Source organism: Actinoplanes sp. NPDC051494, assembly GCF_044454705.1.
Taxonomy (GTDB): domain Bacteria; phylum Actinomycetota; class Actinomycetes; order Mycobacteriales; family Micromonosporaceae; genus Actinoplanes.
This window is the reverse complement of record NZ_JBITDZ010000006.1, coordinates 441,619-462,457: the sequence shown is the minus strand read 5'-3', so window position 1 is coordinate 462,457 and position 20,839 is coordinate 441,619. Positions and strand designations below refer to the sequence as shown.

Genomic DNA, 20,839 nt, shown 5'->3' with positions numbered 1-20,839 from the left:
GCTGACACCCGGCCGACATATCGCCGACATGGCCGTGTCGGCCGAGTTTTGTCGTACCCCTCGGATACAACTACGGCCTCTTGGATCGCTTCGCGAGGAGGCTGAGTAGTGACAACCGATGGCGTCGCCTACGAGCGGCGCAGTGCGGCACCGGTCATCGCGCCGGTGCTGCCGCGGAAGCTGGCGAAGGTGCCGTTCGTGGAGCTGGCCGAGGGCCGGCTGCAGGGCGTGGTGTCCAGCGGCTCCGACCCGGCGCGGGTCTACGTCTCCTCGGTCACCACCGGTGACCACGGGCTGAGCTGCAACACCAACAACAACCGTCCCTGTGGTGGGCTCGGCGGCGGCACCCACCCCTGCAATCACATCGGCGCGCTGATCGAGGCGGCGGTCGCCCAGTACGGTCTCGACCGGGTGACCCGGTATCTCAAGGTCGAGCTGCCCGAAGGCGTGGACGACGTCCGGTCCGCGCTGCACACGACGACCGCGCCCAACCGGGCCGCCGAGGTGTTCAGCAGCTTCCTGCGCCACCTGTCCTACCTCGAACTGCCCCCGACCACCGAGCCGCTGCCCGAGCTGCAGTGGTTCCCGGCCGCCGGGGTGGCCCGCTGATGCTCACCGACGCGCTGACCAGCGCCCCGGCCGGCCTCGCCGAGGCCCTGGCCCTGACCGACGGCGTGGACGACGCGCTCGTCCACGGTCTCGCCCGCCTCGACGAGCAGCGCGCGGCCGCCCTCGGGTCACTCGCCGCGGCGTTCGCCGGCACCCCGCTCGCGGACCGGGTCGCCGAGGCCACCGGCAAGATCATCGCCGGCACCGTGACCGACGACCACCTGGTCGCCCTCGCCGCGGCCCGCACCGCGTTGCTGGGCGCGGCCCACGACGCCCTCCTCACCACGCTGGACGCCGCACTCAACCGCGCCCGCGACCCCTGGCCCGCCGCCGCGGCCGCCGCGGGCGGGGCTGCCTCGGGTTCTGGGACGAATCCGGTTTCTGCGCATCTGCTGGCGGGGAGCCGGGCCTGGTTGCGGGAGCTGGCCATCGCCGGGTGGCGGGGGGTCGACCACGAGGTGGCCGCGGGCGGGGCGCAGACCGTGCGGGCGCTGGTCGCCGACCCGGTGGCCCGGCGGCTCGGGGTGCTGCTCGACGGGTTCGCAGCCGAGCTGCGGGCCAGTGCGCCGGTGGCCACGGTGGACCGCGTTCCGGTGCGGCGGTGGGCCGATCTCTGGGCCCGCGCCCTGCTGCTCTCGCAGGACAATTTTCCCGGCTCCGAGCGCACCCCGGTCACCGGGCGGCTGCTGATCCTCGGCGTCGATCTGCGGGAGCACCCGACCGTGTTCCAGGCCCAGGCCCACGGGCTGCTCGAAACCCCCGGCGGCGGCGTGCGGCTGGTCCGCACCGCGGTGGCCGGGGCCAAGGTGGACACCATCAGCGGTCCGTCCGCGTGGCGGCTGCTCGGCTCGTTCCCGGTGTTCCGGGCCGTGGTCGCCGAGCACCGGGCCGTCGAGGTCACCGGGATGGCCCTCACCGCCGCCGGGGATCTGATCTGGGACGAGTCGCACGCGGCCGCGGGTGAGCCGGCCGATCCGTTCGCGACCGCGCGGGTCCGGCTCGCCGCCGCCACCGCCTCGTCCGCACCGCCGCTGGAACGGCATCCGGCCGGGATCGCCGAGCCGGTGCTGCTGGAGGGGTACCAGGCCGGGGAGGCGTCGTTCGACCTGGGCGGGACGGTTCTCGCGGTGGATGCCGACCGGTTGCCCGCGGCCGGGCCGCTGACGCCGGCGCTGGTCGGCTCGTCGACCGCGTGTCTGGGGCTGCTGCGCTGGGACGGCGGGCGGTGGGCCGTACAACCGCTGGCTGTGCAGGCTGTGGTGCGCAAGAAGCCCGTCACCGCGTACGCGGGGGATTGGGCTCTCGGTCCCACCGAGGCGAAGGCAGCGAAGGCCGAAGCGGCGGCCGGCACCGCCGTGGAGGTCCTGCGCGAGCGGGCGGGGAGGTTGCTGCGGAAATGAGCGCCGAGGAGAACAGACGACAGGTGCTGTACTGGCGGCTGCTGGCCCGGCTCTTCGATCCGGACGAGCAGGCGGCGCTGGAGTCGGCGAGCGTGGGGATCGTCGACGACCTCGGGCTGCCGGCGGCGTTGCTCGACCCGCAGGTCTCGATGGACACCGTGGTGCAGCGGTTCCCCGGGCTCGAGGCCGAGTTCGACGGGCTGATGACACCGCCGGACGAGGGCGGCGAGCAGAGCGACGAGGTGCGGCGGGCCGCGCTGGTCTCGAAGGTGCTGCTCAACGTGTTCGCGACCGGCTCCGGGAACGTGACCGCGGGTCAGCTGTCGCGGTGGCAGGCCGACGCGGGATGGTTCGAACGCGCGATGGGGTGCGAGCCCGGCCAACTGCGGGCGGACGCCGGGAAGACCGGCTTGGGGCCGGTGCTCGCGGGGATCGAGGGTGACCTGGTCAGCCGGATGCGGCTGCGGGAGGTGCTCGCCGACCCCCGGCTGGTCAAGCAGCTCACGCCGAGCATGTCGCTGATCGAGCAGTTGCTGCGGGACAAGGACAACCTGGACGGGGTCGCGCTCGCCAACGCCAAGGCCCTGATCAAACGGTTCGTGGACGAGGTCGCCGAGGTGCTGCGGACCCAGGTGGCACAGGCGAGCTCCGGCACGATCGACCGGTCGATCCCGCCGAAACGGGTGTTCCGCAACCTCGACATCGATCGGACCATCTGGAAGAACCTGCCGAACTGGAACCCGGCGGACGAACGGCTCTACGTCGACCGGTTGTACTACAAGCAGACCGCGAAACGGGTCACCCCGGCACGGCTGATCGTGGTGGTCGACCAGTCCGGTTCGATGGTCGACTCGATGGTCAACTGCACGATCCTGGCGTCGATCTTCGCCGGGCTGCCCAAGGTCGACGTGCACCTCATCGCGTACGACACCCGGGCTCTCGATCTGACGCCCTGGGTGCACGATCCGTTCGAGGTGCTGCTGCGGACCAACCTCGGCGGCGGCAACGACGGCCCGGTCGCGATGGCGCTGGCCCGGCCCAAGATCGCCGACCCGCGCAACACCGTGATGGTGTGGATCTCGGACTTCTACGAGTTCGACCGGTCGCAACCGCTGTTCGACGGGATCGAGGCGGTGCACCGATCCGGCGTGCGCTTCATCCCGGTCGGGTCGGTGAACAGCTCCGGCAGCCAGAGCGTCAACCCGTGGTTCCGCCAGCGGTTCAAGGACCTGGGCACCCCGGTCATTTCCGGTCACATCCGCAAGCTCGTCACCGAGCTCAAGAACTTCGTCGCCTGAGGAGAGAGAACCATGACTGAGATGCTGCGCGCCCCCGCCGAGGTCAAGTACGCCGAGGAGCTGGAGTGGCTCGAGTCGGTCGACGACGGGCCGAAGCCGTTCTCCTGGCGGCTCAGCCCGCGGATGGTGCGTCTGTTCGTGCTCGGCTCCGAGCGGGCCGACGGGCTCGACCGGGAGATCCCGCAGAAGTGGTTCGGCGACCGCAGCTTCGTCGAGCGGGCCATCGTGACGCTGGCCTCCGACCGCGGGCTGCTGCTCATCGGCGACCCCGGCACCGGCAAGAGCTGGCTGGCCGAGCTGCTCGCCGCCGCGATCAGCCGCAACTCCACGCTCGTCGTGCAGGGCACCGCCGGCACCACCGAGGACCACATCAAATACTCCTGGAACGTCTCCATGGTGATCGCCAAGGGGCAGTCCCGGGCCTCGATGATCCCGTCGCCGATCATGACCGCGATGGAGGGCGGTGTCATCGGCCGCTTCGAGGAGCTGACCCGGTCGACCAGTGACGTGCAGGACGCGCTGATCTCGATCCTCTCCGAGAAGTACGTCTCCATCCCGGAGCTGGAGGACGACAACATCGTGTTCGCCAAGCCGGGCTTCTCGATCATCGCCACCGCGAACAGCCGCGACCGGGGCGTCAACGATCTCTCCTCGGCCCTGAAACGGCGGTTCAACTTCGTCCGCATCCCGGTGGTGACCAACAAGAAGAGCGAGGCGGAGATCGTACGCTTCCGCACCGAGGAGTTGCTGCGCCGGCACAACATCGAGCTGGAGGTGCCGCCGACCCTGCTCGACGTGCTGTTGCAGAGCTTCGCCGATCTGCGGGCCGCGTCCGCCGCCGCGACCAGTGACGACGAGAAGCTGGAGTCGGCGCTGTCCACCGCCGAGCAGATCGGTGTGCTGGAGGACGCGATCCTGCACAGCACGTTCTTCGGCGCCCGGTCCCTCGACTCGCAGACCCTCGCCGGCTCACTGGTCGGGTCGCTCGCCCGGCGCAGCCCGGAGGACCTGGCGATCCTCAACAAGTACTGGCACGGCGTGGTCGAGCCGCGCAGCAAGGACCAGGGTGGCGAGTGGGACGGCTTCCTGGAGGGCGGCCGTCAAGCGATCGCCACCCTCTCATGAGCGGGCCCTTTGACAGGCTGCGCGAGCAACTCCTCGGCGCGGCTGAGGCGCTCGCCGACGGGCCGGCCGCACTGCCGGAGATCCTCGCCGGGATCGTCGACGACGTGGACCACGCGCTGAACGAGCCGCTGGAGATCTTCCCGGTCTGTCACCACTCGCCGGCCTCCGCGATCGCCATGGTGCGGCGGCTGCGCGAGAAGCAGCCGAAGGTCATCTACCTGGAGCTCTGCGAGGACCTCACCCCGCTGCTGACCGAGCTGCGCAACTGCCGGCTGCCGGTGGCGTTGCAGGCGTTCGCGTCCCAGCTGGACGGCTTCCCGCCGGAGTCCGCGCCGCTGAGCGTCATCGCCCCGATCACCGAGGCGTCCGCGGAGTACCAGGCGATCGCCTACGCGCTGGAGACGCCCGGCGTGGAGCTCGTGCTCGTGGACAGGTCCACCGACCACGTCTTCCAGTGGGCGCCCGGGGAGAAGAAGGAGGAGGCCGTCGAGATCGGCGACCTGCGACCCCGGTTCGCCGAGCTGGAGGAGCACCTGCTGCACCACGGCCGGGTCCGGCACTGGTCCGAGTGGTGGGACCAGTACGTCGAACAGCCGCTCGCCGGGGCCGACCATGACACGTACCGGCAGGTGATGGTCCTGATCGGCAGCCTGTTCCGGCGGCTCACCCCGGAGCACAGCCACCGCTATGCCGCCGACCAGGACCGCGAGCGTTACATGTGGACCCGGATCCGGGAGCACCTCGCGGCCACCGGCACCGACCGGGCCGACTGCCTCTACATCTGCGGCGCCTTCCACGCGTCCAGCCGGGTGCCCGAGGCCGGCTCCGACCCGCTGGCCCCGGATTTGGCCATCACCCCCCGGACCGGCACGACCTGGTTGTACGGCCTCATCCCGTCCAGCCACTCGGCGATCGAGGACCAGTTCGGCCTCGCCGCCGGCTCGGTCTCCATCGCGGCCGCCACCTGGAAGAAAACGCTCGCCAAGACCCGGCTCACCCCGTTCGTGCTGGGAAAACAGCGCGCACTCCCGCGCCGCGCGGCCGGCGACGGCGTGGTCACCGACCAGCTCTCCGGGTACCTGTCCGGGCCTGCCGTGCTGGACGGCCTGGACGAGGAGGAACTGCGCGGCTGGTGCGTCGACATCGTCCGCCTCGCCCGGCGCAACGGCTACCTGGCCAGCACCGCCGACGCCATCGCGGTCTTCGAGACGTCGATCCTGCTGGCCGGCATGCGGGGGCGCGCGCGGCCGACGCCGTACGACTTCCAGGACGCGGCCGTCACCTGCATCGAGAAGGACGTGGTGCCCGGCCGGCGCGACGTGGCCCGGCTCTGCGAGATCCTGCTCGGCGGCGACCGGATCGGCCAGGTCGGCTACGACGCGCTGCCCCCGCTGGCCCGCGACGTCTACGACCGGCTCGCCCCGCTGGGCCTCAACCTCGAACAGCGCACCATCCAGCGCGCGCTGCTCGACCTCGCGGCCCGGCCCGAGCTCACCGCCTGCTCGCACCTGCTCTGGGTGCTGCGATACCTGCTGCCCGACCACGCGGTCCGCCCGATCATGGGCTCCCGCCGCCTCGGCGAGCAGCACATCCAGGAGAGCTGGGACCTCGACCTCGGCCGGCACCAGCGCACCGTCATCGAGCTCGGCTACGAGGGTGTCACCGTCGAGCAGGTCCTCGAGCAACGCCTGCGCCAGGCGGCCTGGGACCCTAAGGCCACCGCCGCCACCGCGCTCAAAGCCGTCGAGCACTCCCTGCTCTTCCTGCGCAGCCCGCGGCTCACCGACGAGCTCGGCGCCCGGGCCGTGGAACTGCTCGCCGCGGAACGCACGGTCGACGAGGCCCCCGCGGTGCTGCGCCGCATCCGCCGGCTCCTCGCGCACTACCGCGCGACCGCCCCGGCGCTGCCGGCCTGGTGCGAAAGCTTCGTCACCGCCGGCTACGCGCACTACTGCACGCTGCTGCCCACCTCGTTCGTGGACGAGGACACCGGGGTACGCCAGGTGGGCGCGATGCTCGGTTTCCTGTTCAGCATGGAGAGCCTCGCGTTGTCGCTGGGCTGCGACCGTACCCAGCTGGAACTCGCGGTCCGCCAGGCCCACCCGGAGACGCCGGCGAAGATCGCGTTGCTCTGGGCGGCGCGCCACCAGCTGGGCGACCTGCTCCTGACCGACCTACGGGTACGCGTGGACGAGCTGCTCGCCAACCCGCTGGTCGTGCCGGCGTTCCCGAGGTACGTGAGCGGTTTCGTACAGGCCCTGGAACCGGTCCCCCGGCTCGCCCCGTTCGTGGTCGAGACGCTGTCCAAGGCGTTCGGCCGGCTCCCGGACCCGGTGCTGCTCCCCTGGCTGCCGACCCTGATCACCACGCTCCGCTCCCAGGCGGCGGAGCTGGTGCCGGTCCTGACCCGGGAAGCGGGCCGCACGTTCCCGGGCACCCTCGCGGCGCTGGACACCTGGACCGCCCCCTGGAACACGACGGCCGGCCCGGCGCCGGTCGTGGCCACTGCGCCGGGCGCCGCGGCCATCACGCCGCTGCTGGCCGCGCACCCCGCGACCACCGACGCGCTGGCGGCGTTGCTGGGCTGCGAGGGCGGGTGGACGCAGGCCGGGCCGGACGATGCCGCGGCCGTGCTGCTGGCGGCCCACCCGGAGACGGCCAGGGCGGTGGGAATCCTGATCGGAGCTTAGGGAGCGGCGGGGAGGTCGTCGAGGAATTCGCTGGTCGGGGCGAAGAACAGGGAGCCGGTCTTGGCGGTGGAGAAGTCGAGGATGCGGTCGTAGGTGCCGTAGGGGTCGCCCAGGAACATGCGGCGCAGCATCAGCTCGGGGACGTCCGGGGTGGCCGCGTACGCGATGTAATAGGTGCCGAACTCGCCCTTGCCGATCTCGCCGAACGGCATGTTGTCGCGCAGGATCTTGAGCTCGTTACCGTCCTTGTCCTCGACCACGTTGAGCACGAGGTGCGAGTTGGGGGCCTTCTCATCGTCCGGGATCTCGATGTTGTCGAGTTTGGTACGCCCGATGACGGCTTCCTGCTGTTCCACGGTGAGCTTGTTCCACGCGGACATGTCGTGGAGATACTTCTGCACCATGACGTAGCTGCCGCCGGCGAAGTCCGGGTCCTCGCCGGCGACCAGCACCGCTTGCTCGGCGATCGTGCCGGTGGGGTTCTCGGTGCCGTCGACGAAGCCGAGCAGGTCACGTTCGTCGAAGTACTTGAAGCCGTGCGTCTCGTCCACCACGTCCGCCGCGCCGGCGAGCCGCTGGACGATCTTGGTGGCCATCTCGAAGCAGACGTCGGGCTGGCCCGCGCGCAGGTGGAACAGCAGGTCGCCGGGGGTGGAGACCGCGGTGTGGGCGGGGCCCTTCCACTGCCGGAACGGGTGCAGCTGCGCGGGGCGGGGACCGGTGAACAGCCGGTCCCACAGCCGGGAGCCGATGCCGGTGACGCAGGACAGCTGCGCCGCCGGGACCCGGAAGCCGACCGAGCGCTGCAGTGCGCTGAGGTCCTCGAGCAGGTCGCGGACGACGGACTCACCGCCCTCGCGGACCGTCACCACGAGGAAGATCGCGGCGTCGGTGAGCGGTGCGAGCACCGCCTGGGAGGTAACGGTCGGTGCTACTGATCGAGGCGCGGTCACACGGCGCAGCGTATCGGGACCGGAGCGCGATAATCCTCCGGAGGTGGGCGCAATCACGAGGAGGCAGACGATGCAGCGGTTCGCGTTCGCGGGACGTACGTGTGTGATCACCGGCGCGGCCGGCGGGATCGGTGCGGCGCTCGCCCTCGACCTGGCCCGGCACCACGCCGTACTGGTGCTGGTGGACCGGGACGCCGACGGGCTGGCCCGGGTGGTGGACGCCGCCCGCGGGCTCGGCGCGCAGGCGGTGAGCGGCGAGGTGGTGGATCTGGGCGACGGCGGCGACCGGCTCGACCTGGCCGCGGCGGTCGAGGCCCGGCACGGTGGCGCCGATCTGCTCGTCAACAACGCCGGGGTGGCCTTGGGCGGCACGTTCGAGCAGGTCAGCATGGCCGACCACGACTGGCTGATGGCGATCAACCTGACCGCGGTGGTGCGCACCACCAAGGCTTTCCTGCCGCAGCTGCTGGCCCGGCCGGGGTCGCACGTCGTGAACATGTCCAGCCTGTTCGGGCTGGTGGCGCCGCCCGGCCAGGTGGCGTACGCGACGAGCAAGTTCGCGGTCCGGGGCTTCTCCGAGGCGCTGCGGCACGAGCTGGCCGGGCGCGGCGTCGGGGTGACCGTGGTGCATCCCGGCGGCGTGCGGACCAACATCGCCGTCAACGCCCGGCTCAGCGGGGCCGACGGGAAGCTCGCGGAGCAGACCCGGAAGTTCAACGAGAAAGCGCTCACCATGCCGCCGGAGCAGGCCGCGCGGCTGATCGTCGCGGCGGTCCGCTCCCGTAAGCCCCGCCTGGTGATCAGCCGGGCGGCCAAGGCGGGTGACCTCCTCGCCCGGGTCACGCCCGGCCACTACTGGGACGTGATCGCCCGCCTGCTGGGACCCCACGGCCTCTGAGCACTAGGGCCGGAAGTAGGCGAGGCGCTTCCGGTTCTGGCCGGCGATGCTGGTGAAGTCGCCGCCCGCGACCAGCAGGCCGTTGCCGGCGGTGAGGGCCCGGACCCCGATCACGCCGTTGGCCTGGGGTGCCCAGCCGGTCAGGGCACCGCGGCCCGAGATCGCGGCGAGTTTGACCCGGGAGATCGAACCGTCGCTGCACGTACCGTGGGCGCCGTTCTTCTCCGTCCGGCAGGCCCGGTCGAAGTGACCGCCGACGTAGACCGTGCCGCCGACGGTCGCGATCGAGGACGCGTCGCCGTCGAAGACCCGTTGCCAGCGCTGCTTCCCGTCGGTGCGGTAGGCGATCGCCCGGCCGCCCTGACCACCGGTGGCCGCGTAGACCCCGGCGGCGTCGGTGGCGATCGCGTTGACCTGGGCCGGGGGTTTCGGCAGGAAGCGCTTGGACGCGGCCCCGCTGGTGGCCGACAGCGCGGCCAGTCGCACGGTGCCGTTCACGCCGCCGACCTTGTGGAACGCACCGCCGGCGTAGACCGTGGCACCGGCCACCACCACCGCGTGCACCGCGTCGTCGGCTCTCGGTTTCCAGCCGCTGTCGAGGGTGTCCAGCGACAGCGAGAACGCGGCCAGGTTGCCCCGCTTCGCCCCGTCGACGGCCGAGAAACTGCCACCGGCATAGAGCCGGCCGTTGCCGGTGGCCAGCGCGTACGGCGTACCCGTCACCCGGTGCGCGAACGCGCCGACCACGCCGGTGCCGGCGTCGAGACGGGCCAGGTTGTCGCGGGGCAGACCGGAGATCGAGGTGAAGTCACCCCCGGCGTAGACGGACGTGTCGCTGACCGCCAGCGCCCGGACGGTGCGGTCGGCGCCGGGCGCCCAGGGCAGCAGTTGCCGCGACGACGTGTCGAACGCGGCCAGCCGGGCGCGCGGATAGGTTTGCCCGCCCCAGGCCACGCTCGTGAACGACCCGCCGACGTAGACGACGCTGCCGCTGGTCGCGACGGCGTACACCGATCCGTTGAACAGGGGTGCCTTCTCGGGGACGGCACCGGCCGCGAACGCGGGCGCGGGCGTCGCCGTGACGAGCGTGAGGGCGGCGGCGGTCAGCAGAACACGGGAAATACGCACACCGGAATCAACTATCCAGGCTGACCGGAAGACGCGCCGGAGCGGCCGGGGACAGCTCGTCGTCAGCCGGGCTCTGCGTGCGCAGGCCGAGCAGCGCCAGCCAGTCCACGAGCTGGCGGTGCACCGCGTCCGGGCCGATCAGCTCGCCCTGGGTGATCTGCCACTCGGCCGGGTGCACCAGCATCGCGTCGGTCTGCCAGCCACCCAGGCCGCCGTGCGAGCCGACCAGTTCCTCGAACGCCGCGACCTCGTCGGTCACCGGGTCGACCTTGCTGATCAGCACGAGGTCGCCGACGTGCTCGGCCTCCTGGTGGCGCAGCAGGTCGGCGCGGGCGTGCGGGCCGTACGGCAGGAGCGGGTCGATGCCCTCGACCTCGCCGTCGGTGAGCCGCTGCCGGCCGCCCGGACCGTACGCGACCGGGGCGCCGTCCTCGCGCACCACGACCAGGCCGACGCCGGGATGCCCGGCGAGCCCTGCGACGAGCTGCGGGTAGGCGCGGTCGATCCGGTCCTTCTCGAGTCGCTCCTTGAAGCGGGTGAGGTAGACCAGCGACAGGTTGCCGGACGAGACCACCAGCAGCGGCGCGACCGGCGACGGCGGGAACTCCGGCTCCTCGGTCGCCTCCTGCTCGGCGGCGGAGGCCGGTGCGTCGGCCTGATCGGGCACGGCGAAACGTTCCACGGCCTGGTCGAGCGTCTCACCGTGCCGCTGGCGGAACGTGGCGCCCTGGCTCTGCCCGTGGTCGGAGAGCACCACGATCCGGTACGCCCGGGCCGCCTCCGGGCCGAGCCGTTCCAGTACGCCGAGCATCCGGTCGAGGTTCTCCAGCTGGCGCATCGACTCCGGGCGGGCCGGGCCGGCGTGATGCGCGACCTCGTCGTAGTCGACCAGGTCGCAGTAGACGGCCGGGGCACCGCGGGCCATCTGCTCGGCGATCAGCGACACGTTCACGTCACGCAGCAGCATGGCCGCCGGGCGCAGGGCCAGGAACGCGCCCGAGCGGCTGACCCGGGGCAGCAGGTTCCGCCGGCGCTGCAGCCGGGCCTGGTACAGCTCGACGGCCACTTCGCCGACGCCCAGCACCAGCGCCCGGGTGAACCCGAACGGGCTGGCCATGAACGCCGCCCAGCCCCGCGCGGAGCGGCCGGGCAGCGCTGCGGAGCTGACCGTGAGCAGGTTGATCGCCGCGTCCCCGTTGAACGCGTTGCCGATACTCACGCCACCGTCGCGCAGCAGCCCGCGACCGTCGGAGAGGCGGGGCTGGATCACCGCCGCGTCCCGGGGCCGGTTGGAGACCAGCAGCTTGCCGGTCTCCTTCTCGTACCAGCGGAACGCCGGGATCTGCCGGGAGGCGCCGTGCAGGATGCCGGCCTGCGACGCGGGGGTGGTCGACGGGATCCCGGTGTGCCAGCCGCGCATGGCGTGCGTGCCCGTCCGCAGCCACCGGCCCAGGGTGGGCAGGTTGCCGGCCCGGACCGCCCAGCGCAGCACCGGCTCGCTGACGCCGTCGAGCTGGATCATCAGCAGGCCGGGCTCGGTGCCGGGCTCCGGGCGGCGCAGCGTGAACAGGCTGCCACCGGCCTGCCGGGCCTGGCGGCGGCGGATCGCCCGCATGAGCCGCCGGGCCTCCTTCATGAACGTGTCCTCGGTGCCGCTGTCGACCATCCAGTCGAGGATCGCGGCGCCGACCACCGCGCAGAACGCGGCGACCCCGACGGTGGGCCAGCCGCTGAGCCGCTTGGACGGGTCCAGCTCCAGGGCGACCGCCATGACGATGACCTGGGCGACGACGCCGAGCAGCATCGCGCCCCACCCGCCGAGCGCGGTCACCCCGAACAGCAGCAACGGGCGCAGCACGGCACCGACCACGGAGACGAGGATGACCAGACCCAGGGTGCCGATGACGTCGGTGCTGCGGACCCCGGGCATCAGCCACAGGGTGAAGAACAGCACGACGAACGTGATCAGGCCGTTGCGCAGGACCGCCTTGGCCCGATCGAGCACGCGGGGCCAGGCGACCAGCCCACGCAGCTCGGTCCGGCGTTTCCGAGGAGGTTGTACGGCCACCGCAAAACGATCGCACAAGCGGCGCCGACCGCGCTCACCACGAGGTGAAGCCCACTCCCCCGAAGGGATGAACGCACATCTTTCCCGCACCGGACCGGGGTAGCTTCACGGGCCTATGGTCAGACGACTTCTTGCCGCCATGACGTTGCTCCTCGCCGGTTGTTCGGCTCCCGCCACCCCGGATCCCACCCCGTCGACGACCGCACCGGCCGCGCCGAAAATTGTCGGCTACTTCGCCACCTGGGGCGTCTACGGCCGCAATTACCAGGTCCGTGACCTCGAGACCAGCGGATCGGCCGCCCGCCTGACCCATCTGATGTACGCGTTCGGCACGGTCGACGGCGGCGGTTGCGCACCCGGTGATCCGTGGGCCGACTACGACAAGCCGGTCGCCGCCGGGGACAGTGTCGACGGGGTGGCCGACGTACCCGGCAAGGGTCTGCGGGGTAATTTCGGGCAGCTTCGCAAGCTCAAGCAGAAGCACCCCGGCCTGCGGATCCTGTGGTCGTTCGGCGGTTGGACGGGCTCCGCCGGGTTCACCGCTGCGGCGAAGGATCCGGCGGCGTTCGCGCGGTCGTGCGCCGCACTGCTGGACGATCCGCGCTGGGCCGGGGTCTTCGACGGCATCGACCTCGACTGGGAGTACCCGAACGCCTGCGGCCTGAGCTGCGACACGAGCGGGCCGGACGCGCTGAGCGCGCTGGTCTCCGCGCTGCGCACCCGGCTCGGCGAGACCTCCCTCATCACCGCGGCGGTCCCCGGTGACCTGGCGAAACTCTCCGCCACGGACTATGCCGGGGTGGCCGGGCAGGCCGACTGGCTCGGTGCGATGACCTACGACTTCTTCGGCACCGGGGATTCGCCGGGGCCGACCGCGCCGCATTCGCCGCTCACCGCGTACCCCGGGATCCCGAAAGAGACGGCGACCACCGACGCGGCGGTCCGGGGACTGCGGGATCTGGGGATCCCGCCCGAGAAGATCCTTCTCGGTGTCGGTTTCTACGGCCGGGGCTGGACCGGCGTCGCCTCGCCGGCGCCGGGCGCCACCGCGACCGGCGCCGCGCGGGGCACCTACGAGAAGGGTCTCGAGGACTACGACGTGCTGAGCCGCACCTGCCCACCGACCGGCACGGTGGGCGGCACAGCCTACGCGTTCTGCCGCGGCCAGTGGTGGAGTTACGACACCCCCGAGACCATCAGGGCCAAGATGGGGTACGCCCGCGGCAACCGGCTCGGCGGCGCGTTCGCCTGGGAACTGTCCGGTGACACCGGCGATGCCGCGCTGCTGCGGGCGATGGCGGACGGGCTCAGCTGAGGTTCGCGGCCCATACGTCGTCCAGGAGGCCCTGGAACTGGTCGTTGTCGCGGTAGGCGCCCTTGCCGCCGACGCTGAGCGGGAAGTCGTTGGTGACCGAGAGCTGCGCCGGGATGGGCTGGGTGCCACGGTCGACCCCGTCGACGAGCACGCTCAGCGCGCTGCCCCGGCGCCGGCACTCGATGTCGTGCCAGTGTCCGTCCGCGACGGAGACCGAGCTCCGGACGATCTCGATGCCGGGTTTCCGGTCGTCCACCAGCACGCAGCTCGGGTGCCCGGCGTCGCCGTCGATCTGCAGCTTCCACTGGCTGCTCGCGGTCGAGTAGCCCTTCTGCAGGATGTTCTGGCCGCTGGAGGTCTGACTGGGCGCCAGCAGCACCGTCGCGCCGAACGCGAACGGCCGGTTGCCCGGGTTGAGCGCGTCGGAGCTGGCGCTCTGCAGGGTGGCGTGCGGGCAGGTGGACCGTTTGGCCTGGCCGGCGGCGCATTTCGCCGGGAAGCGCAGGGCCTGGCCGCTGCGGTGCGGAACCGGCTCGACGGTGCCCCCGCTGCCCGCGACGAGGCGCAACGTGTGGCCGTTGCCGGACTCGTCCGCGATGCCGCTGGCCCGGCCGCCGTCGAAGGTGTACCGCACCACGACCGACCCCGGATCGGGGTCCGCGGGCGCGGCGAACGCTGGTGCGGCGGGGGTCACGGGGCCGAGCATCAGCCCGGCGAGGACCACAGGAAGAACGACACGACGATATGTCATGTCCGAATTATTACTTGTGAACCAATTTTTCGGTGGATCACGGGCTGCGCCGGGCGGGCGATCCCCGCCCGGCGCTCGCCGTGATCAACCCACGTGGGCGACGCCCTCGCCGGACGGGAGGTCTTCCTTGCGGACCTTGATGAAGACCGCGGCCACCACCGCGGCCACCAGGATCAGCGCGGCCGACCAGGTGAACGCGTGCGAATAGCCGTCCACCTGGGCCATCCGTGCGGCCCGGACCGCCTCCTCGGGACCTGCCGACGGGTTGGCCAGCAGATACGCGGTGATGGCACTGGTCGCGATCGTGTTGAGCAGCGCGGTGCCGAGCGAGCCACCGATCTGCTGCGTCGCGTTCAGCGCCGCGCTCGCCGCACCCGCGTCGTGCTCCGGCACACCGACCAGCGCGAGGCTGGACAGCGGCACGAACGTGAAGCCCAGGCCGAGGCCGAGCAGGATCTGCGCCGGGAACAGGTGGGCCCAGAACGACGTGTCGATGTCGATGAACCGCAGCATCACCATGCCCGCCGCGGCCAGGATCGGGCCGAGGATCATCAACGGCTTGGGACCCGTACGGGGCAGCGCGTTGGACGCGACCGTGGCCGCGATCAGCACACCGACCGTGACCGGCAGCGAGGCGAAGCCCGTCTTCAACGGCGTGTAACCGAGCACGCCCTGCAGGTAGAGCGCGAGGAACAGGAAGGCACCGAAGAGGCCGGCGCCGACCAGGACCGAGGTGAGGTACGCCCCGCCGCGGTTGCGGTCCAGCACGATGCGCAGCGGCAGCAGCGGGTTCTTCGTGCGCGTCTCGACGAACACGAACGCGATCAGCAGCGCGATGCCGGCCCCGATGAAGCCCCACGTGGTGCCGGAGCTCCAGCCCTGACCCGCCTTGGCCGCCTCGGTGAATCCGTAGACCAGCGAGGTGAGACCCAGCGTGACGATGACCGCGCCGGGGATGTCGTACGACGTGTCGCCGTGCGCCCGGCTCTCCGGGACGACCCGGATGGCGAGGACGAGCGCGAGCAGGGCGATCGGGATGTTGACCAGCAGGCACCAGCGCCAGCTCACGTACTCGGTGAGCACGCCGCCGAGCAGCAGGCCGACCGCGGAGCCACCGCCGGCGATCGCGCCGTACACCGCGAAGGCCTTGGCCCGTTCCTTGGCGTCGACGAACAGCACGGTCAGCAGCGCGAGCGCGGCGGGCGCGAGCAGTGCGCCGAAGCCACCCTGCAGCGCGCGGGCGGCGAAGAGCAGCGGGCCGGTGGTGGCGAGACCGCCGATGGCCGAGGCCACGGCGAAACCGATCGCGCCGACCATGAAGGTCCGCTTGCGACCCCAGTAGTCGGCGATCCGGCCGCCGAGCAGCAGCAGCCCGCCGAACGCGAGCGTGTATGCGGTGACGACCCACTGCTGGTCGGCCTCGGTGATGCCGAGGTCGTCGCGGGCGCTGGGCAGGGCGATGTTCACGATGGTGGCGTCGAGGACGACCATCAGCTGCGAGATGGCGATGACGCCGAGAGCGGCCCAGCGGCGCGGGTAGAGCGCGGGCTCGGAATCCGCACGGGTTTCCGGGGCAGCGGACATGAAAACAGGCCTTCCGGTGGTCGATGGAGCCGTCGAACACCAGCCCCCGAGCCACCGACACTACTGAGATCCGCGCCCGAACATATGTTCTGAACAGGGAAATGAGACGGGTGTCGCAAACCTGTTTGGAGCGGCGCGGGGCCCCTCGAAGAAGGGCCCCGCGGCGAGGGTCACTCCTCCTCGCCGCCGCCGTCCTCATCCTCGAAGATCTCTTCCATGACCTCGCCGGCCAGGTAACCCGCCGCCATGCCACCGGCGACACCCGCGACGACACCGCCGACGCCCGGACCGCCGTGCCCGCCGCCGTGATGACCGCCGCCGTGGCCGTAGCCGCCGCCGTGGCCGCCGCCGTAGGCCGGCTGCCCGTAGCCACCGCCGTGCCCGCCGTACGCCGGCTGCCCATAACCCGGCTGCCCATAACCCGGCTGCCCATAACCCGGCTGGCCGTAACCGGGCTGCTGGCCGTAGCCGTAACCGGGGCGGCTCTGGTGGGCGCTCAGGGCCTCGCGGACCCAGCCGTCGACGACCTGGGCCCAGTCGGCCGACTCGGCGTCGCTGTGCGGCACCGTGTAGCGCCCGAACGAGTCGTGGCCGCCGCTGAACATGCCACCGCGCTTGTCGAACTCCAGGACGATCTCGACCGTCTGCGGGTTGGTCACGAACGTGAGCTCGACCTCGTTGATGCCCTGCGCGTACTGCGGGGCCGGGAAGTACTCGATCTCCTGGTAGAACGGGAGCGCCTGGTGCACGCCCATGATCTGGCCGTACTCCAGGTCGGCGTGCTTGAACCGGAAGCCCAGCCGGGCGAACGCCTCGAGGATGCGCTCCTGGATCGGCAGCGGATGCACGGCCACCGCGTCGAGGTCACCCTTGTCGACCGCCTTGGCGATGGACACCTCGGTGCGCACACCCATCGTCATGCCGCGCAGGTGCTGCCCGTACACCGCGGTGATCGGGGTTTCCCACGGCATGATGATCTGGAACGGCAGCGACAGGCGCTGACCCTCGGCCAGGCGCATCGGCCCGCTCACGCCGACCCGGTGGAACTCGCCGTTGGCGACGTGGTCCCCGCCGCCGCTCTCGATCTCGACCCGGGTGACGAGCCCGAGCGTGATGTGCTCGATGTCGACGTCGTGGTTGCCGCCCACCAGGTTCACGTGGCCGGTCAGCGGGGCACCGGGCCGGGTGTTCATGTCGCTCAGCACGGTGTCGACACTCGGGCCGCCCACTCCGAAGGCACCCAGCATCTTCTTGAAGCCCACGAACTCCCCCTACACAGGACTGTCAGGTCGGGCAGAAGCTAACAAGTCAGGCTGGGATGTTGCTGAGAGTGGGCGTAGCCGCACCCCGGTGATCGCGCGCCCGGTGACCTCGGTGACCTCGGCGGAATGCCCGTCCAGCGTGACCGTCTCGCCCGGGGCGTCGGGGATGTGCCCGAGCAGCGACAGCATGAGTCCGGCCACTGTGGTGTATCCGCTGCCGAGCGCGTCGGCGGCGACACCGAGGTCCGGCAGATCGTGGATCGGGAACGTGCCCGGCAGCAGCATCGCGCCGTCCGGTTCCCGGATCACACCGAGCACGTCGGCGTCGGTCTCGTCGTAGATCTCGCCGATCACCTCCTCGACGAGGTCCTCCATGGTGACGAGCCCACCGGCCGTACCGTGTTCGTCCACCACGAGGGCCAGCTGCTGACGCTGCAGGCGCATCTCCTTCATGGCGTCGACGATCTTGATGGTGCCGGGCAGGAAGAGCGGCTCGAACACGTACGCGATGACCGGCCCCCGCACCCCGACCAGATCGCGCAGATGCACCACGCCGTGCACGTCGTCGAGCCCGAGCGGGCCGACCACCGGGGCCCGCGAGCGCCCGGCCTCGACCAGTTGCTTGAGCGCGTCCTCGGCCCGCAGCACCGCCGGCAGCGTGAAGACGTCACGGCGGGGCACGAAGATCTCCCGCAGGGTCCGGTCGGCGATCTCGAAGGCGCCGCTGATGATGGTGCGCTGCTCGGCGGAGAAGTCCTCCTGCCCGGCGACGATCTCGCGGATCTCCTCGCTGCTCACCTCGTCCCGGGCCGCGGACGGGTCGGCGCCGGAGAGCCGCACCACCACGTCGGAGGCCTTACCGAGCAACCAGACCGCGGGCCGGGTGACGGTGGCCAGGATGTCGAGCGGCCGGGCCACGGCAAGCGCCCACTGCTCCGCACGCTGCATGGCGATCCGTTTGGGCGCCAGCTCGCCGACCACCAGGGTGAAGAACGCCAGCACCAGGGTGACCAGGACGATCGCGACCGGGTCGGCGAGGCTGCCGAGGAAGCCGAGCGGGCCGATCAGCGGCTGGGCCAGCGAGACGGCCGCCGCCGCCGAGGCGAGGAACCCGGCGAGCGTGATGCCGATCTGGATGGTGGCCAGGAACCGGTTGGGGTCGCGGGCGAGCCGGGCCAGCGTGGCCCCGGTCCGGGTCTCGCGTTCGAGCCTCTGCAACTGGCTCTCGCGCAGCGAGACCAGCGCCATCTCACTGCCGGCGAAGACCGCGTTGAGCAGAACCAGCACCACGACGAGTGCGATCTGCCCGCTATAACCACTCATCCCCGGCCTGTACCCATCCGCACGATCGCGGACACGTCAGGAAAGGCGGTCGAGCCAGCGGTCCAGCAGGGCGGTCTCGGCGGGTTCGAGCACGTCGGTGCCCGAGACGGCGAGCTGGGAACGCAACCTCGTCGCGGCCGCCGCCACCGAGGCTTCCTTTTCCACGACCGCGGGCGAGGCCAGCACGGCGGCGAACACCGCGTCCCGCATGCGGTGCGACAGGCCGGGGTCGTCGAACAGCTCGGGTTGGGCCACGAGGCTGAGCGCGAGGCCGATGTTCGCCGGCAGGATCAGCTGGGCGGCGAGGTGGGGCGCGATCCGCAGCGCGCCGATGGCCGAGCAGCGCAGCAGGGACGCCTCCAGCAGTTCCATGATCCGCTGCCGGGTCTGCGCGTGCGACCGCGGGCGTGGCGCGAACATCAGCTGATAGAGCGCCGGGTTGTCGCGAGCGAACACCATGTGGTCGTCCCATCCGGTACGCAGGTCGGCCACCGGATCACCGGTCTGCGCGAGCGCGGCCTTCTGCTCGGCGTACCGGCGCAGGCCGTCGTCGGCGAGCGCGTCCAGCAGGCCGTCCTTGTCCCCGAACAGCCGGTAGAGCACCGGCTGGGTGACCCCGACCGCCTCGCACACCGCCCGGGTGGCGATCTCGTTGCCGGGCGACGCCACCAGTTGCCGCTCGGCGGCGGCGATCATCGCGGCCCGCACGTCGGGCGTGATCGTGGTCATGAATCAATGCTACGCCAAAACCCTAGCGACGGTACGACTCCCGTGCTACGTTCGTCATATCAGCGCTACGGTTCATTGATATCAACGCTAAGGAGCACGGCATGAGCGAGCAACGGGTAGCGGTCGTCACCGGTGGTTCCCGCGGCATCGGTCGCGCGATCGCCACGAAACTGGCGGCCCAGGGCACCGCGGTCGTCGTCGGTTACGCCGGTGGGGCCGAGGCGGCCGCCCAGGTCGTCGGCGAGATCACCACCGCCGGCGGCCGGGCGGTCGCGGCGCGGGCCGACGTCGCGGACGAGCACCAGGTCGCCGCCATGTTCGACACCGCCACCGAGACGTTCGGCGGCGTGGACGTCGTGGTCAACTCGGCCGGCGTGATGGCGCTCTCCCCCATCGCCGACCTCGACCTCGACGACCTCGACCGGATGCACCGCACCAACATCCGCGGCACGTTCGTGGTGGCCCGCGAGGCCGCCCGCCGGCTGCGCACCGGGGGCGCGTTCATCGGCGTCTCCACCTCGATCGTCGGCCTGCAGTTCCCCGGCTACGGCGGCTACGCGGCCAGCAAGGGCGCGGTCGAGGCGATGACCCTGATCCTCGCCCGCGAACTGCGTGGACGGGACATCACCGCGAACACCGTCGCCCCCGGCCCGACCGCCACCGACCTCTTCCTCGACGGCAAGGACCAGGCCACCATCGACCACCTCGCCAAGCAGCCCCCGCTCGAACGCCTCGGCGCCCCCGGCGACATCGCCGAGGTCGTCGCGTTCCTCGCCGGCCCCGGCGGCCGCTGGGTCAACGGCCAGGTCGTCCGCGCGAACGGCGGGATCGTCTGATGGCCACCGTCCTCGTCACCGGCGCGTCCAGCGGCTTCGGCCGGCTCACCGCCGTCGCCCTGAACGCTGCGGGCCACCGGGTCGCCGCCGGGATGCGCGACATCGCCGGCCGCAACGCCACCGCCGCGGCGGACCTCGAAGGCATGGCGGTCGAGCTCGACGTGCAGTCCCAGGAGTCCGTCGACGCCGCGATCGCCACCGTCCTCGGCCGGCACGGCCACCTCGACGTCGTCGTGCACAACGCCGGCCACATGGTGCTCGGCCCGGCCGAGGCGTTCAGCCCCGAGGAGCTGGCCGCGGTCTACGACGTCAACGTGCTCGGCACCCAGCGGGTCAACCGCGCCGCCCTGCCGCACCTGCGGGCCCAGGGCTCCGGCCTGCTGGTCTGGGTCGGCAGCTCGTCCACCCGGGGCGGCCACCCGCCGTTCCTGGCGCCCTATTTCGCCGCCAAGGCCGCCATGGACGCCCTCGCGGAGAGTTATGCCGGTGAGCTGATCCGCTTCGGCATCGGCACCTCGATCGTCGTGCCCGGCGCGTTCACGTCGGGCACCAACCACTTCGCCCACGCCGGCACGCCCGCGGACCAGGACCGCGAGCGGGCCTACGACGGGTTGTACGGCGACCTGCGGGCCGGGCTCGGCGACCGCCTCGCCGCTCTGATCCCGCCCGGCAGCGAGGCGCAGAGCGTCGCCGACGAGATCGTGCGCGTCATCGGCCTGCCGGCCGGTGACCGCCCGTTCCGCACCCACGTCGACCCCAGCCGGGACGGCAGCGAGGTCGTCTCGGTGGTCGCCGACCGCATCCGGCACGAGTTCTACCACCGCGTCGGCCTCGCCGACCTGCTGTCCGCCCATTCCGCGCTCTGATCCG

16 protein-coding genes and 1 pseudogene are annotated in these 20,839 nt (G+C 71.6%); 9 read left to right on the top strand and 8 right to left on the bottom strand.

What is annotated here, in order from left to right:
- The first annotated feature begins 108 nt into the window (after positions 1-108).
- The 5 genes from ACIA6A_RS23445 to ACIA6A_RS23425 are packed head-to-tail and all read left to right on the top strand — an operon-like array spanning position 109 to position 7,122.
- Complete coding sequence (locus ACIA6A_RS23445; RefSeq protein ID WP_396099945.1) at positions 109-609, top strand: hypothetical protein; 501 nt, start codon at positions 109-111, stop codon at positions 607-609.
- Positions 609-2,009, top strand: coding sequence for a hypothetical protein (locus tag ACIA6A_RS23440; protein ID WP_396099944.1), 1,401 nt, complete (start codon positions 609-611; stop codon positions 2,007-2,009). Before ACIA6A_RS23445 ends, ACIA6A_RS23440 begins: the two co-directional genes overlap by 1 nt.
- Positions 2,006-3,307: a VWA domain-containing protein gene (locus ACIA6A_RS23435; protein WP_396099943.1), complete on the top strand. Its 1,302-nt coding sequence runs from the start codon at positions 2,006-2,008 to the stop codon at positions 3,305-3,307. Before ACIA6A_RS23440 ends, ACIA6A_RS23435 begins: the two co-directional genes overlap by 4 nt.
- A 12-nt stretch (positions 3,308-3,319) precedes the next feature.
- The gene (locus ACIA6A_RS23430) at positions 3,320-4,432 is read left to right on the top strand and encodes an AAA family ATPase (protein WP_396099942.1); all 1,113 of its coding nucleotides are present in this window, start codon (positions 3,320-3,322) and stop codon (positions 4,430-4,432) included.
- Positions 4,429-7,122 (top strand): DUF5682 family protein, encoded by a 2,694-nt coding sequence (locus tag ACIA6A_RS23425; protein ID WP_396099941.1) that lies wholly within the window; start codon positions 4,429-4,431, stop codon positions 7,120-7,122. The genes ACIA6A_RS23430 and ACIA6A_RS23425 overlap by 4 nt, the downstream gene beginning before the upstream one ends.
- Here the strand turns inward: ACIA6A_RS23425 and ACIA6A_RS23420 are convergent.
- Positions 7,119-8,030, bottom strand: a complete 912-nt coding sequence (locus tag ACIA6A_RS23420; protein ID WP_396099940.1) for a Dyp-type peroxidase — start codon at positions 8,028-8,030, stop codon at positions 7,119-7,121. The two genes, ACIA6A_RS23425 and ACIA6A_RS23420, sit on opposite strands and share 4 nt — an antisense overlap.
- A 115-nt stretch (positions 8,031-8,145) precedes the next feature.
- Here ACIA6A_RS23420 and ACIA6A_RS23415 point away from each other — a divergent pair, with 115 nt between their 5' ends.
- Positions 8,146-8,973 carry an SDR family NAD(P)-dependent oxidoreductase gene (locus ACIA6A_RS23415; protein ID WP_396099939.1) on the top strand — a complete coding sequence of 276 codons (828 nt, stop codon included), beginning with the start codon at positions 8,146-8,148 and terminating at the stop codon, positions 8,971-8,973.
- A gap of 3 nt (positions 8,974-8,976) precedes the next feature.
- Here the strand turns inward: ACIA6A_RS23415 and ACIA6A_RS23410 are convergent, their stop codons facing one another.
- Entirely contained in the window at positions 8,977-10,101 is a 1,125-nt protein-coding gene (locus ACIA6A_RS23410; RefSeq protein WP_396099938.1) for a PQQ-binding-like beta-propeller repeat protein, read from the bottom strand.
- A 7-nt stretch (positions 10,102-10,108) separates the two neighbouring features.
- A complete protein-coding gene (locus ACIA6A_RS23405) occupies positions 10,109-12,169 on the bottom strand; it encodes an alkaline phosphatase family protein (protein ID WP_396099937.1) in 2,061 nt (686 codons plus the stop codon).
- 169 nt (positions 12,170-12,338) lie between these two features.
- Here ACIA6A_RS23405 and ACIA6A_RS23400 point away from each other — a divergent pair.
- Positions 12,339-13,484 (top strand): annotated as a pseudogene (locus tag ACIA6A_RS23400) (glycoside hydrolase family 18 protein); the annotation flags it as partial.
- Here ACIA6A_RS23400 and ACIA6A_RS23395 read toward each other — a convergent pair.
- From ACIA6A_RS23395 to ACIA6A_RS23375, 5 genes are all read right to left on the bottom strand, one after another.
- Complete coding sequence (locus tag ACIA6A_RS23395) at positions 13,477-14,235, bottom strand: LamG-like jellyroll fold domain-containing protein (RefSeq protein WP_396099936.1); 759 nt, start codon at positions 14,233-14,235, stop codon at positions 13,477-13,479. The pseudogene ACIA6A_RS23400 and the gene ACIA6A_RS23395 sit on opposite strands and share 8 nt — an antisense overlap.
- An 84-nt stretch (positions 14,236-14,319) precedes the next feature.
- Positions 14,320-15,819: an MFS transporter gene (locus tag ACIA6A_RS23390; protein WP_396099935.1), complete on the bottom strand. Its 1,500-nt coding sequence runs from the start codon at positions 15,817-15,819 to the stop codon at positions 14,320-14,322.
- A gap of 170 nt (positions 15,820-15,989) precedes the next feature.
- Positions 15,990-17,081 (bottom strand): sporulation protein, encoded by a 1,092-nt coding sequence (locus ACIA6A_RS23385; RefSeq protein ID WP_396099934.1) that lies wholly within the window; start codon positions 17,079-17,081, stop codon positions 15,990-15,992.
- A gap of 9 nt (positions 17,082-17,090) precedes the next feature.
- Positions 17,091-18,404 carry a hemolysin family protein gene (locus ACIA6A_RS23380; RefSeq protein ID WP_396099933.1) on the bottom strand — a complete coding sequence of 438 codons (1,314 nt, stop codon included), beginning with the start codon at positions 18,402-18,404 and terminating at the stop codon, positions 17,091-17,093.
- A gap of 36 nt (positions 18,405-18,440) precedes the next feature.
- The gene (locus tag ACIA6A_RS23375) at positions 18,441-19,133 is read right to left on the bottom strand and encodes a TetR/AcrR family transcriptional regulator (protein WP_396099932.1); all 693 of its coding nucleotides are present in this window, start codon (positions 19,131-19,133) and stop codon (positions 18,441-18,443) included.
- A 101-nt stretch (positions 19,134-19,234) separates the two neighbouring features.
- Between ACIA6A_RS23375 and ACIA6A_RS23370 the strand changes: the two genes are divergently transcribed.
- Both ACIA6A_RS23370 and ACIA6A_RS23365 read left to right on the top strand, forming a co-directional pair.
- Positions 19,235-19,969, top strand: coding sequence for an SDR family oxidoreductase (locus ACIA6A_RS23370; RefSeq protein WP_396099931.1), 735 nt, complete (start codon positions 19,235-19,237; stop codon positions 19,967-19,969).
- The gene (locus ACIA6A_RS23365) at positions 19,969-20,835 is read left to right on the top strand and encodes an SDR family oxidoreductase (protein WP_396099930.1); all 867 of its coding nucleotides are present in this window, start codon (positions 19,969-19,971) and stop codon (positions 20,833-20,835) included. Before ACIA6A_RS23370 ends, ACIA6A_RS23365 begins: the two co-directional genes overlap by 1 nt.
- Positions 20,836-20,839: the final 4 nt, after the last annotated feature.

Coding starts and splice junctions, on each gene's coding strand:
- ACIA6A_RS23430 (WP_396099942.1), top strand. CDS start 3,320: ATGACTGAGATGCTGCGCGCCCCCGCCGAGGTCAAGTACGCCGAGGAG.
- ACIA6A_RS23380 (WP_396099933.1), bottom strand. CDS start 18,404: ATGAGTGGTTATAGCGGGCAGATCGCACTCGTCGTGGTGCTGGTTCTG.
- ACIA6A_RS23415 (WP_396099939.1), top strand. CDS start 8,146: ATGCAGCGGTTCGCGTTCGCGGGACGTACGTGTGTGATCACCGGCGCG.
- ACIA6A_RS23375 (WP_396099932.1), bottom strand. CDS start 19,133: ATGACCACGATCACGCCCGACGTGCGGGCCGCGATGATCGCCGCCGCC.
- ACIA6A_RS23395 (WP_396099936.1), bottom strand. CDS start 14,235: ATGACATATCGTCGTGTCGTTCTTCCTGTGGTCCTCGCCGGGCTGATG.
- ACIA6A_RS23425 (WP_396099941.1), top strand. CDS start 4,429: ATGAGCGGGCCCTTTGACAGGCTGCGCGAGCAACTCCTCGGCGCGGCT.
- ACIA6A_RS23390 (WP_396099935.1), bottom strand. CDS start 15,819: ATGTCCGCTGCCCCGGAAACCCGTGCGGATTCCGAGCCCGCGCTCTAC.
- ACIA6A_RS23370 (WP_396099931.1), top strand. CDS start 19,235: ATGAGCGAGCAACGGGTAGCGGTCGTCACCGGTGGTTCCCGCGGCATC.
- ACIA6A_RS23435 (WP_396099943.1), top strand. CDS start 2,006: ATGAGCGCCGAGGAGAACAGACGACAGGTGCTGTACTGGCGGCTGCTG.
- ACIA6A_RS23365 (WP_396099930.1), top strand. CDS start 19,969: ATGGCCACCGTCCTCGTCACCGGCGCGTCCAGCGGCTTCGGCCGGCTC.
- ACIA6A_RS23440 (WP_396099944.1), top strand. CDS start 609: ATGCTCACCGACGCGCTGACCAGCGCCCCGGCCGGCCTCGCCGAGGCC.